This is a genomic window from Bradyrhizobium sp. USDA 4541 (assembly GCF_024171085.1).
Classification (GTDB): Bacteria; Pseudomonadota; Alphaproteobacteria; order Rhizobiales; family Xanthobacteraceae; genus Bradyrhizobium; species Bradyrhizobium australafricanum.
Genome location: NZ_JALJZF010000001.1, coordinates 7,620,419 through 7,636,908 on the forward strand (window position 1 = coordinate 7,620,419; position 16,490 = coordinate 7,636,908).

The following is a 16,490-nucleotide window of genomic DNA, read 5'->3' on the forward strand; positions in this document are numbered from 1 at the left end:
CAATGGGATTCAGCAGCCGCCGAACCGGACAGGCCCTCATCTTCCGCAAGTCAGGCACGCAGGCCCCGAAAATGACGGCGTGACGGAAACGGAGCAATCGCATGCGCATCATCGTGCTCGACAACGACACCGATTTCGAGGGCTGGCGCAAGGCCGCGCGGCGATTGGCGCTGAACGATGTGAAGCCCGCGGAGATCACATGGACCGTACGCAGCGACGACGAATTGTCGTCGGCATCCTGCGTGAATGAATTGCCGGATACGCCGCAGGCGCGGTTCAATGTGTCGGCCAAATTCGTCGAGCTCGCAAAGGCCGCGATCCTGCATCGCAGTGACGAACGCTTTGCCCTGCTCTATCGCCTGCTGTGGCGGCTGCGCAGCCGTCACGATCTGCTCAGTGCGACCGATGATCCCGATATCGCCGAGGTCCACGCGATGGCGCGCGCGATCTATGTCGATATCGACAGGATGCATGCGCATCTGCGCTTCCGCGAGATCGGCCGCGAGCGGACGGCTCATTACGTCGCCTGGTTCGAGCCGGAGCATCACATCGTCGAGCTTGCCGCGCCGTTCTTCGCCGGCCGCTTCGCCGACATGCCGTGGTCGATCCTGACCCCCGACGTCTGCGCACATTGGGACGGGCACGCGATCTCGATCACGCCGGGCGTCGCCAAATCCGAAGTGCCGACCGAGGACCGGCTCGAGGAGGCCTGGCGGCGTCACGACAACGGCCGCTTCAATCCCGCACGGCTGAAAGTGATGGAGATGCCGCAAGCCTATTGGAGGAACCTGCCCGAGGACTCGATCATTAAGCCTCTGATCGAAGACGCAATGCGCATGACCAGCGGCCCCTTCATCGCACGCAAGGCGGCCGAGCCGCAGAAGCGGCAGGATACGCCGATGCCCCGCAAGCAAGTTCAAGGCAAGCAAGTTCAAGGCAGGCAAGCTCACGACACCATCGCGGCCTTGCGCGAGGAGGCCGCCGATTGCCGAGCCTGCCCGCTGTGGAAAGACGCAACCCAGACCGTGTTCGGTGAGGGACCGCAAAGCGCAACGCTGATGCTGGTCGGCGAGCAGCCCGGCGACAAGGAAGATCTCGCAGGCCACCCCTTCGTCGGACCGGCCGGCCAGATGCTCGATCGAGCGCTGCAGGAAGCCGGCATCGATCGCCGCAAGGTCTATGTCACCAATGCAGTGAAGCACTTCAAATTCGTGCCGCGCGGCAAGATCCGGCTGCACCAGAAGCCGAGCACACCGGAGATCCGCGCCTGCCGCCAGTGGTATGAGCGCGAGCTCGCCACCATCAAGCCGGACCTCGTGATGGCGCTCGGCGCCACCGCGGCGCAGAGCGTGCTCGGCAAGATCACGCCGATCAACAAGAACCGCGGCCATCTGATCGACCACGACGGAACCAAGGTGCTCGTCACCGTGCACCCGTCCTATCTGTTGCGGCTGCCGGATGAAAAAGCCAAGGCGCTGGAATATCAGCGCTTTATCGACGACCTGAAAATCGCCGCACATCAGTTGCGCAGATCAGTCGATGCAGCTTGAGTTCCGCAAAACCAGCGGAACCTGAGGAACCACATCGCAACGAGAAATTGTTCTAAGCCGCGGACAAATACCTACAACCTTTAATTGATCCGTGGTAGGGTAGCATGTTCCGCAGGTATCGGGCGTCATGTTCACGCCATGACGTACCCTGAGGCGGGCGCGCTGCGCGGTTTGCTAGCCCCGATCGTGCGGCGCGCCACCTCATCTCTCAATCCCCCTCCCTCATTTCGCAACCTTCCACTCGCAGGCGTCCGCCGAATTCTCCGGCTGCCCGGCCGGCCGGATGCCAGTGTGATGTCGTCCGCACATTGTCTCGTCCTGCGAAACGCAGGCAGCTTTCCGTCGCGATCCGCGATCCTTGTTGCTGAAGATTGCCACGAGGCCGCGAAGCCACGTGCGCGCTCAATGCGTTGCACAAAACTTCGGCTCGATGTCCACCGCCACGGGAGACCGGCGCGGCTCGCGGGCCGGATTTCAATTGCTTGTCATATGCATCGATCAAAATCGGGAGCATTGGGACAGGAGTTTACCATGAGCGATATGGCGTTACCCGGCTCGATCGAGCCCGCCCTGAAAAAGGGTCCGGACCTCGACAAGGGCTTTCATCCTCTCACCGGGGTTATCTATTTGGGCGTGGTTGCGGCCGCGCTGCTGTTCGTTGCCTACAGCATCTATGCCGATGTCGACGCCACCGGCACGCGCATCACCTCGTTCCTGCCGTATATCCTGCTGTTCGTCGCGCTGCTGATCGCGCTCGGCTTCGAATTCGTCAACGGCTTCCATGACACCGCGAACGCGGTCGCCACCGTGATCTACACCCGCTCGCTGCCGGCGCATGTCGCCGTGGTGTGGTCGGGCATGTTCAACCTGATCGGCGTGCTGCTCTCCAGCGGCGCCGTCGCGTTCGGCATCGTCTCGCTGCTTCCGGTCGAACTGATCCTGCAGGTCGGCAGCAGTGCCGGCTTTGCCATGGTGTTCGCGCTCTTGATCGCCGCCATCATCTGGAATCTCGGCACCTGGTGGCTCGGCCTGCCGGCCTCGAGCTCGCACACCCTGATCGGTTCGATCATGGGCGTCGGCATCACCAACGCGCTGCTGCGCGGCCGTGACGGCACCTCGGGCGTCGACTGGTCGCAGGCGACCAACATCGCGAAGGCGCTGCTGCTGTCGCCGCTGTTCGGCTTCGCGCTCGCCGCCGGCCTGCTCTACCTCCTCAAGATCGCGCTGCAGCGCGCGACGCCGGCGCTGTTCGGCGAACCGGTCGGCGACCAGCCGCCGCCGTGGTGGATCCGCGGCATCCTGATCCTGACCTGCACACTGGTCAGCTTCTTCCACGGCTCCAATGACGGTCAGAAGGGCATGGGCCTGATCATGCTGATCCTGATCGGCACCGTGCCGACCGCCTATGCGCTGAACCGCGCAATGCCCTCGAGCCAGATCGAGCTGTTCACGGCGCACTCGACCGCGGCCAGCAAGGTCATCGAAGGCAAGGCCGCCGGTTACAACGTGATCGGCAACCCGCGCCCGGCTGTGACCAACTATGTCGCGCAGCACCAGATCAACGAAGGCACCTTTCCGTCGCTTGCGGTGCTGGTGCGCGACATCGGCCAGCAGATTGCCCAGTATGGATCGCTGGCCAAGTTCCCGGCTGACGCGGTCGGCAACACCCGTAACGACATGTACCTGGCGTCCGAGGCGATCCGTTTCCTGATGAAGGACAAGGAAGCCGAGCTGACCGCTGCCGACATCGCCACGCTGAACCAGTACAAGGGCTCGCTCGATGCCGCGACGAAGTTCATCCCGAGCTGGGTGAAGTTCGCCGTCGCCATCGCGCTCGGCCTCGGCACCATGGTCGGCTGGAAGCGTATCGTCGTCACCGTCGGCGAGAAGATCGGCAAGACCCACCTGACCTACGCGCAGGGCGCCTGCGCCGAGATCACGGCGGCCGCGACGATCGCGGCGGCCGACGGCTACGGCCTGCCGGTCTCGACCACGCACGTGCTGTCGTCAGGCATCGCCGGCACCATGGCCGCCAACGGCTCCGGCCTGCAATGGGCCACGATCCGCAACATCGCGATGGCCTGGGTGCTGACGCTGCCGGCCGCGATGATCATCTCGGGCGTTCTGTACTACGTGTTCTACCACCTGTTCTGACGCCCCACGCTTTGGGCGCAGCAACGCGCCGGACAAAGGCCCGCACTCCGGTGCGGGCCTTTTGCTTTGGACCTGCAGCCCGGCTCCTTGCTCAGGCGGCGCAGGCCTTCGCAACCTCGGCCAGCAGGCCGCGCGCCCATTTGTGCAAGCCGGATTTGGCCGTCCTGGCGCCCCAGTGCATGTCGATCGAGATCGGCACGCGGAACGGCAGCGCAGCGACATGGAGGCCGCCGCGCATCGGCCGCGCCAGATGATGCGGGATGGTCGCGACGAGCCTGGTGCCTGTGATGATGCGCTCCAGACTGTCGTGGTTGGGCAGGCTGACCACTGGCTCGATCTCGATCTTCCTCGCCCTCAGCGCCGCGAGATAGAGCGGCTGCCACTCACCGCTGTGGGTGATGAAGACATGCTCGGCCCTGGCATAGGCCGACAGCGCGATCCGGCCGCGCGCCAGCGGATTGGCCCGATCCATCACGCAGACGTAGTGGTCGGTGAGGATATGGCGCCGGAAGAAGCCTTCGCCGGCGATGCCGACCGGACCAAGCACGATGTCGCACTGGTTCTGCTTGAGATGGACATCGCCGTGGCCCGCGGCATCGAGCAGGACGAGACGGACTTGCGGCGCGCCGGCGCGCAGCCGCGTGCTGAACTGCGGGATCAGGGTCTGGCGTTCGTGATAGTTGCAGGAGATCGTCACGCTGCCCTGCGCCGTCGCCGGATCGAACTCCGCCGGTGAGGCAAGCCCGTCGATCTCGCCGATCATGTCCCGCGCCCAGGTAACCAGCGTCGCGCAGCGTTCGGTCGCCGTCACGCCATTGCCGCTGCGAACGAACAGCGGGTCATGCAGCGCGCCGCGCAGCCGCTCGATCGCATAGCTGATGGTGGACTGGTTGACGTCGAGCCGCTTGGCGGCGGCGGAGAACGACTGCAGGTCATAGACCAGCACAAGGGTCCGCAGAGTCCCGATGTCGATCGGATCGATCGAGGAATTGGCCGCCACCCTGCACCTCCCGCATTGCTGGCCGCCCAGCCTAGCACAAGGTCATGGAATATTTCGATGGTCCAGATCAATCCCATCGAATTGAGCGATCGCGCACCCCGGGGCTAGCCTTGGCGAAAAAGCGCTCCCGGGAGGACCAATGACCAGCGCCGTGCCTGTCGTTACCGATATCGCGTATCAGGATCTGCTCGACGACCCCTATCCGATCTTCCGCCGCCTGCGCGAGATCGCGCCGGCGGTCTTCGTCGCGCCCGCGAAGCTGACGCTGGTGACGCGCTTCGACGACATCATGCGGATCGAGCGCGATCCCGCGACCTACTCGGCCGACAATCCGGCCTCGCTGGTCAACAAGGTGATGGGGCCGACCTTCATGCGCAAGGACGGCGCCGAGCATGCGATCGGCCGCAAGGCGATCGAGCCCTCGTTCCGTCCGGCCACAATCAAGGAGCATTGGGCGCCGCAATTCACCGCGATCGCAGAAAAACTGATCGATGATCTGTTGGCGACCGAAGAGGCCGATCTGTTCTCCGCCCTTGCCGCGCCGATGGCCTCACTCAGCCTGATGGCAATGATCGGGTTTCGCAAGATGCCGTGGCAAACCCTCGCCGAGTGGTCGCAGGCGCTGATCGACGGCGCGGGCAATTACGCCGCCGACGCCGAGATCGAGCGCAAGGCGATGCAGGCGAGCGCCGATGTCGATGCCGCGATCGACGCGGTGCTCGACGATCTCCGCAGCCAGCCAAATCCTTCGATCCTGTCCTCGATGGTCAATGCCGATCCGTCGATGCCGATCGAGGGCATTCGCGCCAACATCAAGGTGATCATCGGCGGCGGCCTGAACGAGCCGCGCGATGCGATCCTGACGCTCGTGCTCGGCCTACTGGAAAACCCGGCACAGAAGGACGGCGTGCTGGCGAAGCCGGAGCTGTGGCCGGCCGCGCTCGAGGAAGCGGTGCGCTGGATCTCGCCGATCGGCATGTATCCGCGCCGCGTCACCCGCGATGTCGAGCTCTCCGGCACCACGCTGCCGCAAGACCTTCAGATCGGCCTCTGCGTCGGCGCCGCCAACCGCGACGGCAGCCGCTTCGTCGAGCCCGATCGCTTCGACGTGACGCGGCCCAAGCAATCGCATCTGGCATTCGGCGCCGGACCGCATTTCTGCGCCGGCACCTGGGTGTCACGGCTCACCGTCGGCAAGATCGTGGCGCCGATGCTGTTCGCGCGCCTGCGCAATCTGCGCCTCCGCGCGGAGGCGCCGCCGGTCGTGCGCGGCTGGGTGTTCCGCGGACCGGTGACGCTGCCGGTGCGATGGGACGCGTGAGCCTCACGCCGCCAATGCGTTCTCGACGATCTTCACGAAATACGACGTGCCGAAGACGATCGCCTCGTCGTTGAAATTGTAGGCGGGGTGATGCAGGCCGGCGCTGTCGCCATTGCCGCAGAAGATGAAGGCGCCGGGCCGCGCCTCCAGCATGTAGGAAAAATCCTCGGCGCCCATCAGCGGCGGCATCTCGTGCACGTTGGATGCGCCCGCGACCTCGCGCGCGATGCGGCTCGCGAATTCGGTCTGCGCCTCATGGTTGACGGTGACCGGGTAGCCGCGCTCATAGGTCAGATCGATCTTGGCGCCGGTCATCTTGGCAACGCCATCCACCACCTCGCGCACGCGCTTCTCGATGAGGTCGCGCACCTCGCGGGTCAGCGTGCGCACGGTGCCGCGCAACTCCGCGGTCTGCGGGATCACGTTGCGGGCGTTGCCGGCGTGGAATTCGCACATCGAGATCACGGCGGAGTCGAGCGGATCGACGGTGCGCGCGACGATCTGCTGCAAGGCGGTGACGAGCTGCGCGCCGACCAGCACGGAATCGATGCATTTGTGCGGACGCGCGGCGTGACCGCCGAGCCCTTCGATCTTGATGTCGATCGCATCGGTCGCGGCCATGATCGGGCCGGTGCGGATCGCGAACGAGCCGATCGGAATCCCCGGACCGTTGTGCATGCCGTAGACCTGCTCGATGCCGAAGCGGTCCATCAGGCCGTCCTTGATCATCGCGGCGGCACCCGCTCCGCCCTCCTCGGCCGGCTGGAAGATCACGACCGCCTCGCCGGCGAAATTGCGCGTCTCGGCGAGATAGCGCGCCGCCCCCAGCAGCATCGCGGTGTGGCCGTCATGGCCGCAGGCGTGCATCTTGCCCGGCGTCTTCGAGGCGTAGGGCAAATTGGTCTGTTCGTGAATCGGCAGCGCATCCATGTCGGCGCGCAGGCCGATCACCTTGACGTCGCCCTTCGCCGGCCCCTTCTTGCCCTTGATGACCCCGACCACGCCGGTCTTGCCGAGCCCGGTCGCGACCTCGTCGCAACCGAACTCGCGCAACCGGTCGGCGACGAATGATGCAGTGCGGTGCACATCGTAGAGCAACTCGGGGTTTTCATGGATGTGGCGGCGCCAGGCCTGGATATCGGGTTGCAGATCGGCGACGCGGTTCACGATGGGCATGAGAATTCTGGCCTCAGAGGTTGGACGTAAGTCATCTCTAGCATGCAAGAGCCGGTCCACCCAAACGGATGTGGCATGCTCGCGGCTGGGGCCTGCATTCGCAATCGGGATGCGAGCCGTCCCTCGCTGGACTTTGCGCAGACCTCGGGCCTGATATCATCGCATCCGACCAAAGCCTAATAGTGCGGGACATATCCGGCGCGGATACTACCCCAGGTTTTCCGCACCGAAATCCTCTCGCCTTCCAACAGGGAGCGGCTGCATGACGCCGGATCAGGCGGTGTTGTTTTCCACCATCATCCTGCTGGTGCCGATGGGATACTTCCTGCTGGCGGCGCCGGCGTTCCTGCTCGTGAAGCTCGACGTCCCGCCGGTCACACGGCTGCTGCGTGGCATGTTCAATGCCTACTTCCTGGTGCTCACTGTTTCGGGCGTGATCGGCACGCTCGCCTTTGCCACGGCCGGCCGGTTCGCCGTTGCGCTTGGCATCGCCTTGATCGCGGCGTTCGCGGTGCTGGCGCGCCGATGGTTCTTGCGGCGGCTCGATGCTGAGGCGGACGCGCGAGACTCGGGTGATCCTACCGCGGTGCGGCGGCTGCGCCAGCTGCATTGGGGCGGCATGCTGTGCAACGCGGTGCAGGTGTTCGCTCTGGTCGGCAGCATTCCCTACATGGCGCCGCTGCCCTGATCGCGGTTTGCTCGCTCGTCCGGATGCGGTTCCCGGCTGTCCGCTATGCGTCACGTTTCCGATGCGGATCGTACTTCGAAAGCACGTCCTTGAGATAATCCCGGCTTTTCCATTCCGGGGCGGGCGGCTCGTACCCGGGCCGAGGCACGTACAGATTCGCCGGTACGTCCGCTGAGGCGCCCATCAGGTCCGGAACGTAGCGCGGGCAATTTGGAAAGATCTCGCATTTGACGCGCACGACGACCTTCGCGCCGTGATGCCCGGCAAGCACTTCGGCGCTGTCGTGGATCGTTGCCTTGCCTCGGATGCGCGTGCGAAACGTCTTGCCGTCGAGCCGTACAAACAACAATCCGACGTTCGGGTTGCGGTGAATATTGCCGAGCGTGCGGTACATGTTGTTGCCGTCGTATTCAGGGAATTCAAGCGTATCGGGCCCTGTGATCCTCACGAAGCCGGGATCGCCGGAACGCATCGAGCAATCAACGTTGTCCTGGTAGCTGGTCGCGATGAAAAAGAAGCGCGTCTCCTCGATGAGCTTGCGGTCCTGTTCCCAGAATTCGAAGTGGAGGCGATGCTTCTCGAGGCCGTCGGCGACACGCCGACCGTCGAAGCGGTCCTGCAACTCACGCATTCCGTCGTGATAGAAAGGGGCGCGGACTGGGTCGGCCACGGCAATCCTCCGGCAAGTTGAGCAATCGATCTGCACTTTGACGTGGCCGCGATTTTCCTTGGCAGTTCACCCGGCCAGCAAGGCGAAAGACTATTCATTCGGCATGGGCGTGGAAAGCCATCCAGGTCCGGAGCGGGTGAAAAGGCGTCGATAACGGCCGTCCCCTACCCTGATGTCAGCATCTGGCTGCGGATCTCCTGCGCGGTGCGGCGCAGCGGCAGCAGGAACTTCTTGCGCGCGCCGGCTTCGCTCACCGTTCCCGAGATCGTGTTGACGCTCAGCGCGGCGACCACCGCGCCCGCGGGATCGCGCAACGGCACCGCGATGCCGCAGATCGCCGGATCGAGCTCGCCGTCGACCCAGGCATAGCCGTCGCTCTCGACCCGCGCGAGCAACTCGCCGAGACGCTCCGGATCGGTGACCGTGCGCGGCGTGACCTGCCTGAACCCCCCGGTCGCGAGATAAGCCTCGCGGGTGCCGGGCGGCAGCGCCGCGAGCATGACGCGGCCGAGCGAGACCAGATGCGCGGGCAGCCGGCTGCCGACGCCAAGATTGGCGGAAAGAATCCGCCGCGCCGGCAGGCGCAGCGCATAGACGATCTCATCCTCGTCGAGCACCGCCATCGCGCAGGATTCGCCGATCTCGTTGCGCAGGTTTTCCAGCGCACGCTGCGCATGACCCCAGTATGGCAAGGCGTTGAGATAGGACAGGCCGAGCCCGAGCGCGCGCGGCCGCAGGCTGAAATAGCGTCCGTCGGAGGCGCAATATTTCAGCGCGATCAGGGTCGCGAGGATACGCCGCGCGGTGGCGCGGTTGAGGCCGGCAGTATCGGCGGCCTCCGCCAGCGTGTGCCGCCCCGGCGGCTTGCCGAGTGCCTCGATGATCGAGAAGCCGCGCGCAATCGCGCGCACGAAGCCGTCACTCTCTTTGCTCATGGCGGGCGCCCAGCTGGTTCCGTCATCGCGCTCATGACATCGCAGCCCGCATGGCTGCCTGCACATGACGCGGCCCTGCGCGCTTGTCAGGGGCTCCCGACCGCGCTAGCGTGAATTCATACAGCGAATGAATTGTTCGCCTGGCGAACTCAGTAGCAGGAGGATGCACGATGGCGCAAGCAGAAAGTTCTGCGGCCACCCCGTTCGAAACCGATTTCTGGAAAGACGCGAAGCTGCGCAAGGTGTGGGACGACATCGTCCCCGGCGAGCCGCGCAAGACGCTGCCCTACAAGCTCACGCAGGAAGCGATCGCGCTGTACTGCCGCGCAGTCGGCGAGACCAATCCGCTCTATCTTGACGAAGCAGCCGCCAAGGCCGGGCCCTATGGCGGGCTGATCGCGCCGCCCGCGATCCATATCCTGCTGATGTTCGCCTGCACGCCGGCCGACGACTGGATGCGCTCGCCGGGCACCGTCAATGCCGGGCAGTCGTGGAGCTACAACATCCCGGCACGCCCCGGCGACACCATCACCCTGCAGGCGCGCGCGCTCGACAAGTTCATCAAGCGTGAGCGGTTGTTCGTGGTGCACGACAATGTCTTCTTCAACCAGCATGGCGACGTGATCTGCTCGGGTCGCGGCCAGACCATCCGTCCGATGTAAGGAGGATCACCATGACCACGGCGAATTTCGAATCTCTCAAGGCCGGCGACACCATCGACGGCCCGGCATTCGCGGTTTCGCGCGAATCGATCCGCCTGTTCTGCGATGCATCGCTCGACTACAACCCGCTGCATCTCGACGACAACTACATGAAGGGCGATTTCGGCAAGACCAATTTCGGCGGCATCATCATGCACGGCATGAACAATTTCGGCCTGATCTCGCGCATGCTGACCGACTGGGCAACGCCTGCCGGCGCGATCCATCGCAGGCTCGAGACGCGCTGGCTGAAGCCGGTGAAGCCCGGCGACACCATCCGCCCGGCCGGCACCATCAAGGCCAAGCAGGTCAGCGCAAAATCGCGCTGGGTATTGGTCGACGTCGCCGTACAGAACCAACGCGGCGAGACGGTCGCGGCCGGCGAAGCGATGCTGGAGTTTCCGCCGAACGCGAAAGCGGGGTAGCCGCCTGCACTCGATCGGAGCAACGGGCTCCACTTACCTCGCCCCGCCTGCCGGGAGAGGTCGGAATGCATCGCTGGATGCATTCCGGGTGAGGGGTCGCCTCCGCGAGGGTTGCTGTCACCGTCTATGGGGAGACGCCCCTCGCGCCAACCCTCTCCCCGTAAGAACGGGGCGAGGGAGCCTACCGCCGTCGCGGCACCAACAAACAATCAATAACCATTCGAGGAGACTTTCATGCAGGATGCGGCCCATTCGCGGCTCTATGGACGGATCGCCTGGCGCCTGATCCCGTTCCTGCTGGCGTGCTACACGGTTGCGATTATCGACCGCTTCAACATCGGCTTTGCCAAGCTGCAGTTCCTGCACGACCTGCAGATCGACGACGCGGTGTTCGGGCTTGCCGCCGGCATCTTCTCGGTCGGCTATGTCGCGCTCGAAGTGCCGAGCAATCTCCTGCTGGTCAAGGTCGGTGTCCGCAAGACGCTGCTGCGGATCATGGTACTGTGGGGCGCAGTCACCGTGCTGCTCGCGCTGGTGCAGAACCAGTATCACCTCTATCTGCTACGCTTCCTGCTAGGCGCCGCCGAGGGCGGCTTCTTCCCCGGCATCCTGTATTATCTGACGCTGTGGTTCCCGGATCGCGTGCGCGGCCGCATGACGAGCCTGTTCGTGATGGCGGTGCCGCTCGGCGGCGTCATCGCGGGTCCCTTGTCGGGCCTGATCATGGATCACATGCAGGGCGTCCATGGCCTGCATGGCTGGCAGTGGCTGTTCATCCTCGAAGGCGGCCCGGCCGTGCTGCTCGGCATCGCCGCCTATTTCTACCTCGCCGACGGACCGCAGGTCGCGAGCTGGCTGAGCGCCGACGAGCGGCGGCAGGTCGCAAGCGACCTCGCCCGCGACCGCGCCGCTGTTCCCGGCACCACGCGGAGCTTCGCGGCGGCGCTGCGCGAGCCGCGCGTCTATCTGCTCTCCTTCATCTACTTCGCGTTCTTCTGCTCGCTCAACACCATCCTGTTGTGGACGCCGACGCTGCTGAAACGCGTCGGCGTGGCGACCACCACCGAGATCGGCTGGCTGAGCGGCGCGATCTCGGTTGCATCCGCGATCGGCATGGTGGCGATCGGCTACAGTTCCGACCGCACACGGGAACGGCGCTGGCACGTGGTCTGCTGCGGCCTCGTCGCGGCGGCCTGCTTCATCGCCTTGCAAGCCGCGCAAGACAGCGTGCTCCTGACCGTGACGCTGCTCGCCGTCGCCTCGATCGGCATCTTCGCGATCCTGTCGCTGTTCTGGACGATTCCGAACGCGATGCTGGAGGGCAGCGCCGCGGCCGGCGGCATCGCGCTGATCTCAGCGATCGGCTCGTTCGGCGGCGCGGTCTGCCCTGCCCTGATTGGCTGGATGACTGCCGCAACCGGGAGCATCTACGCACCGCTCGCCCTCGTCGGCGCCGTGCTCGGCATCGGCATGCTGACGCTGATCGTCTGTGTTCCCCGCGCGAGCCATGAGGTCACACTGGCCGAACCGAGCCGCCCCTGATCATCCAGCGCACGCCCGGCATCCACTGCCGGGCTTGTGTCGGCCCGCTGCGTCTGGATAGAACTCGGTCCTGACTCTGTCAGAACCGAGTTCTATTTTCTTGTGTTGACGCGTTTTCTTCACGCGAACCGGGCTCCACTTCGCTCGAAAACGCTATAGAAGGGGCCCAACAAAAGACGCTTGCCGGGAACGAGGACATGCCGCGAAGGCTCGAGGGTGATTTCGACTACATTATCGTCGGCGCAGGCACGGCGGGCTGCATCATGGCCAACCGCCTGTCGGCCGATCCGAAGAAGCGCGTGCTGCTGCTGGAAGCCGGCGGCAAGGACAACTGGATCTGGTTTCACATCCCGGTCGGCTATCTCTTCGCGATCGGCAACCCGCGCTCGGACTGGATGTTCAAGACCGAGGCCGAGCCCGGCCTTAACGGCCGCGCGCTCGCCTATCCGCGCGGCAAGGTGATCGGCGGCTCCTCCGCCATCAACGCCATGATCTCGATGCGCGGCCAGGCCGCGGATTACGACCACTGGCGGCAGCTCGGCCTCACCGGCTGGAGCTACAGCGACGTGCTGCCGGCGTTCAGGCGGCTGGAGGATCATTTCCTCGGTGAAAGCGAGCATCATGGTGTCGGCGGCGGCTGGCGCATCGAGGCGCCGCGGCTGTCGTGGCAGATCCTCGACGCGGTCGGCGATGCCGCCGAGGAGATGGGCATCAAGCGCATCCCGGATTTCAACACCGGCGACAACGAGGGCACCAGCTACTTCCACGTTAACCAGAAGCGCGGCCGGCGCTGGTCGTCGGCGCGCGGCTTCCTCAAGCCGGTGCTGAACCGCAGCAATCTCAGGCTCGAAACCGACGTGCTGGTCGACCGCCTGGTGATCGAGAGCGGCCGCGCCGCCGGCGTGCTGTTCCGGCAGGGCAATGAGACGGTGGAGGCGCGCGCCCGGGGTGAAGTGATCCTTTGCGCCGGTTCGATCGGAACCACGCAGGTGCTGCAGCGCTCCGGCATTGGTCCGTCCGAATGGCTGTCGCCGCTCGGCATCGACATCGTGCTCGACGTGCAGGGCATCGGCCATAATCTGCAGGACCATCTGCAGCAGCGCGCGATCTACAAGGTCTCCGGCGTGCGTACGCTGAACGAAACTTACTACAATCTCGTGCGCCGCGGCCTGATGGGCCTCGACTACGCATTCCGCCGCCGTGGTCCCCTGACCATGGCGCCGTCGCAGCTCGGCATCTTCACGCGCTCGGACGCGACGCGCTCGCGCGCCAATATCCAGTTCCACGTGCAGCCGCTGTCGCTCGACAAGTTCGGCGATCCGCTGCACCGTTTCCCCGCGATCACGGTGAGCGCCTGCAATCTGCAGCCGAGCTCGCGCGGCACCGTGCGCATCAAATCGTCCGTTCCCGACGACAAGCCGTCGATCGCGCCGAATTATCTGTCGACCGACGACGACCGCCAGGTCGCGGCCGACGCAATCCGCACCACGCGTAGGCTGATGAAGCAGAAGGCGCTGGAGAAATATCATCCCGAGGAATTCCTGCCCGGCCCCTCGGTCGGCGACGACGATGCCTCGCTTGCCAAGGCTGCCGGCGACATCGGCACCACGATCTTCCACCCCGTCGGCACCGCGAAGATGGGAACGGCCAACGATCCGATGGCCGTGGTCGACGAGCGGCTGCGCTTCTACGGCCTGCACGGCCTGCGCATCGCGGATGCCTCGGTGATGCCGACCATCACCTCGGGCAACACCAACACGCCGACGGCGATGATCGCCGAGAAGGCGGCGGCGATGATCCTGCAGGATGCGCGATAGAGCGACGATGAACGCCCCGAAGCGCCTCCTGGTTGGCGATACCGGTGCACAGGTTGCGGTGGCGCAATGGGGCGAGCCGGCCTCGGACAAGCCGCCGGCGCTGCTGCTGCACGGCACAGGCTTTGTCGCGGAGGTATGGACCGAGGTCGCGGAGGCGCTTGCTGCCGATCACGCCGTCTATGCGCTCGACCGCCGCGGCCATGGCTTGAGCCACAAGCCGCCGGCCGATCGCTATCACTTCCAGGATTTTGCCGAAGACGTCCGCATGGTGGTGGAGCGCCTCGACCTCCACGACATCTACGCCATCGGTCACAGTGCCGGCGCAACCGACCTGCTGCTCGCAGCCAGACTGATGCCCGGTCGCTTCGCGCGCCTGCATGTCACGGAGCCGACCGCGATGGATCCGCGCGCGCCGCGCGCCGGAGGCCTCAGCGACATCGCGAACGGCTCGGTGCAGGGCGTGCTGCGCCGCCGGGCCGAGTTCGACAGCGCCGACGATCTGTTCCAGCGGCTGCGCGCCGCGCCGGCCTTCGCACCATGGACCGAACGGTCGCTGTGGGCCTATGTCCATCACGGCTTTGCGCGGCTCGGCGACGGCCGCATGCGGCTGCTTTGTACGCCGGAAATCGAGTCGGCCCTACTCGGGCCGATCTTCCAGGCCATGGAGCAAATCTACACCGGCGACGCCCGCGGTAATCCGTTCCCCTGGTTCTCCGACATTGCCTGCCCGGTCTGCATCGCGACCACCGAGCAGTCATGGCCAATCTACAAGGAAATGGCCGACCGCGCCGCGGCGCTGATCCCGCATGCGAGCCGCTGGACGTTCGACGGTGTCGGACATTGCGTCGCGCAGGAAGCGCCGGAGTTGATGGTGGCAGCGCTCACGACATTTGCCGCGCGTGCGCGTTAAGGCGTGCACGTATCAATGCGTTGCGTCTAGCCGTAGTGATCGAACTCGCTCAGGGCAATTCGGACCTCTCGCGCGAAATCGACCAACGACACGATGAAAGCCACAACGGCAACAATGAAGAGAATGGCAACGCCCCGCTCGTGCTGGATGTGAAGGAACGCACTCACAAAGCCGACGACGATGACAACGCTGATCGAAATGCTTCCCATGATGGACCAGAAGATCGCGCGATTGATCATGGTGGCGCGCCGAGCAAGACGCGGCAGGTCTGCCTTGAGCCGGCATCTCGCCTGATCCTGATCCGAAATTTGGTTCAGGTAAATCGATCTGTCGATGATCCGGTTCAGGCGGGAAATCAGCACCGCGATAAAGGCCGCCAATGCGCCAAGCAGAAATGCGGGCGCGGCCGCTTGAGAAATCACTTGAGAGAGCTGACTGACCGACGGCGTATCCGGTAACATCGACTCCACTTTCGGGTTGGCGCGGCTGAAACCAATCGGCCGAGCATTGGCAGCGTGGACCCTGCTGACAATCACGACGCCCGCGTATCGAACCGGCGTCGGCTAATTGCCGGGCGGCGTCCGAACGGCGGGCATCGACACGGTTGCGGCCCATAGTGGCGTGATCTCGGCACAATCGAAGGCGCCAGCAGCGCTGCTATTTTGTCACGACCCGTCGGGCCGGCGTCACGGTGCTGGTCGGCGCCATCGGAGAGATCGAGAACGTCAACCAGGTATTCCAGCCGGCCGGGCGATTCTCTGCTGCAAATTCTCCATACCCATCGAGATTCAGATAACCCTGCATGTCGCCTACGGGAAACAGGAAGCCGATCTGCGGACCAACGCCAAGCACGCGGCGTGAAGCCCGCGACCGCGGAAAATTCGTGGCCCGCCTGCTGGTTGAAGTAGGTGTAGCCGCCGCCGGCATCGATGGCCGCGTGACCGATGCCGAGATTGGCAAGGCTGCTCGGGCTGTATGCTCCGACCGGGATGTCTCCCGTTACATAGCTCATGAAATTGTGCACCCCGGCGTTCCACTTCAGCGTCGCCTGCGGGTAGAGGTCGCCGACCGATGTGATCGAATCGCCGAAGCTGCCGGTGCGGGTTGTCGCCAGCGGACCGACGGCCGCCGTCAGCGTCCCCGCAAGATCCGCGCTCGACCGTCCGAACAGCCCGGTCACGCCGATGGCAAGTTGGCCACCCAGCACCGGCGTTGCGAACGTATAAGTGGGATTGAGAAGGATGAGATCCGCCTGCGCGTTGAGATGCAGGTTTAGGTTGACGTTAGCCGCGGCGGGGATTCTGCCGACCTGGATCTCCCTGGCGGCCGCGGCATTGCCGAATGCACTTACGCTGGTGTGATAGTAGACCTCCGCCATCGACCAGCCAGGGACCTGCGGGGTCGCAGCGAGGCTGCCGAAGCGGCCGGGAAGCCAGTATGAGACGCCGGCCTCGTCGGCACGCGCGGCCTCAGACGAAACTGACGCCATGACCAGTATCATGGCGATGCCGACATCCCTGAGTGGCTTGCCTCGCCCGTTTGGTCGCCGCCTCATCGAAAGACCGCGAAGCCGCATGTCACGCCCCTTTGGTGCGGTGCGA

At 64.9% G+C, this 16,490-nt stretch carries 14 protein-coding genes and 1 pseudogene; 9 read left to right on the plus strand and 6 right to left on the minus strand.

Translation table 11 applies throughout. The features are described 5' to 3' along the window. Positions 1-101: 101 nt before the first annotated feature. Positions 102-1,550, plus strand: coding sequence for a UdgX family uracil-DNA binding protein (locus J2R80_RS36705; protein WP_253640290.1), 1,449 nt, complete (start codon positions 102-104; stop codon positions 1,548-1,550). 531 nt (positions 1,551-2,081) lie between these two features. Continuing rightward, entirely contained in the window at positions 2,082-3,704 is a 1,623-nt protein-coding gene (locus J2R80_RS36710; RefSeq protein ID WP_253640291.1) for an inorganic phosphate transporter, read from the plus strand. A gap of 91 nt (positions 3,705-3,795) precedes the next feature. Here J2R80_RS36710 and J2R80_RS36715 read toward each other — a convergent pair whose 3' ends face one another. Beyond that, the gene (locus J2R80_RS36715; protein WP_253640292.1) at positions 3,796-4,704 is read right to left on the minus strand and encodes a LysR family transcriptional regulator; all 909 of its coding nucleotides are present in this window, start codon (positions 4,702-4,704) and stop codon (positions 3,796-3,798) included. Between the two features lie 139 nt (positions 4,705-4,843). Between J2R80_RS36715 and J2R80_RS36720 the strand changes: the two genes are divergently transcribed. Next, positions 4,844-6,025 (plus strand): cytochrome P450, encoded by a 1,182-nt coding sequence (locus tag J2R80_RS36720; protein WP_253640293.1) that lies wholly within the window; start codon positions 4,844-4,846, stop codon positions 6,023-6,025. 3 nt (positions 6,026-6,028) lie between these two features. On the opposite strand, the gene J2R80_RS36725 is transcribed toward J2R80_RS36720, so the two are convergent. Next, positions 6,029-7,201, minus strand: a complete 1,173-nt coding sequence (locus J2R80_RS36725; RefSeq protein ID WP_253640294.1) for a M20 aminoacylase family protein — start codon at positions 7,199-7,201, stop codon at positions 6,029-6,031. Between the two features lie 262 nt (positions 7,202-7,463). Here J2R80_RS36725 and J2R80_RS36730 point away from each other — a divergent pair, with 262 nt between their 5' ends. After that, a complete protein-coding gene (locus J2R80_RS36730; RefSeq protein WP_057015672.1) occupies positions 7,464-7,889 on the plus strand; it encodes a hypothetical protein in 426 nt (141 codons plus the stop codon). Positions 7,890-7,932: 43 nt separating this feature from the next. On the opposite strand, the gene J2R80_RS36735 is transcribed toward J2R80_RS36730, so the two are convergent. After that, entirely contained in the window at positions 7,933-8,559 is a 627-nt protein-coding gene (locus tag J2R80_RS36735) for a pyridoxamine 5'-phosphate oxidase family protein (protein WP_141339524.1), read from the minus strand. Positions 8,560-8,723: 164 nt separating this feature from the next. Beyond that, entirely contained in the window at positions 8,724-9,494 is a 771-nt protein-coding gene (locus J2R80_RS36740) for an IclR family transcriptional regulator C-terminal domain-containing protein (RefSeq protein ID WP_076833082.1), read from the minus strand. A 170-nt stretch (positions 9,495-9,664) separates the two neighbouring features. Here J2R80_RS36740 and J2R80_RS36745 point away from each other — a divergent pair, with 170 nt between their 5' ends. The 5 genes from J2R80_RS36745 to J2R80_RS36765 all read left to right on the plus strand — a co-directional run bounded on the left by J2R80_RS36745 (position 9,665) and on the right by J2R80_RS36765 (position 14,889). Beyond that, positions 9,665-10,156: a MaoC family dehydratase gene (locus tag J2R80_RS36745; protein WP_028331684.1), complete on the plus strand. Its 492-nt coding sequence runs from the start codon at positions 9,665-9,667 to the stop codon at positions 10,154-10,156. A gap of 11 nt (positions 10,157-10,167) precedes the next feature. Then, on the plus strand, positions 10,168-10,620 hold the full coding sequence (locus J2R80_RS36750; protein ID WP_253640295.1) for a MaoC family dehydratase: 453 nt from the start codon (positions 10,168-10,170) through the stop codon (positions 10,618-10,620). A gap of 234 nt (positions 10,621-10,854) precedes the next feature. Then, positions 10,855-12,162: an MFS transporter gene (locus J2R80_RS36755; protein WP_253640296.1), complete on the plus strand. Its 1,308-nt coding sequence runs from the start codon at positions 10,855-10,857 to the stop codon at positions 12,160-12,162. A 197-nt stretch (positions 12,163-12,359) separates the two neighbouring features. Further along, positions 12,360-13,979 carry a GMC family oxidoreductase gene (locus tag J2R80_RS36760; protein ID WP_092079382.1) on the plus strand — a complete coding sequence of 540 codons (1,620 nt, stop codon included), beginning with the start codon at positions 12,360-12,362 and terminating at the stop codon, positions 13,977-13,979. A gap of 7 nt (positions 13,980-13,986) precedes the next feature. Further along, positions 13,987-14,889 carry an alpha/beta fold hydrolase gene (locus J2R80_RS36765; protein WP_253640297.1) on the plus strand — a complete coding sequence of 301 codons (903 nt, stop codon included), beginning with the start codon at positions 13,987-13,989 and terminating at the stop codon, positions 14,887-14,889. A 26-nt stretch (positions 14,890-14,915) separates the two neighbouring features. On the opposite strand, the gene J2R80_RS36770 is transcribed toward J2R80_RS36765, so the two are convergent. After that, positions 14,916-15,425: a DUF2721 domain-containing protein gene (locus tag J2R80_RS36770; RefSeq protein ID WP_229190019.1), complete on the minus strand. Its 510-nt coding sequence runs from the start codon at positions 15,423-15,425 to the stop codon at positions 14,916-14,918. A 121-nt stretch (positions 15,426-15,546) separates the two neighbouring features. Then, a pseudogene (locus J2R80_RS36775) lies at positions 15,547-16,390 on the minus strand (transporter). Positions 16,391-16,490 lie beyond the last annotated feature (100 nt).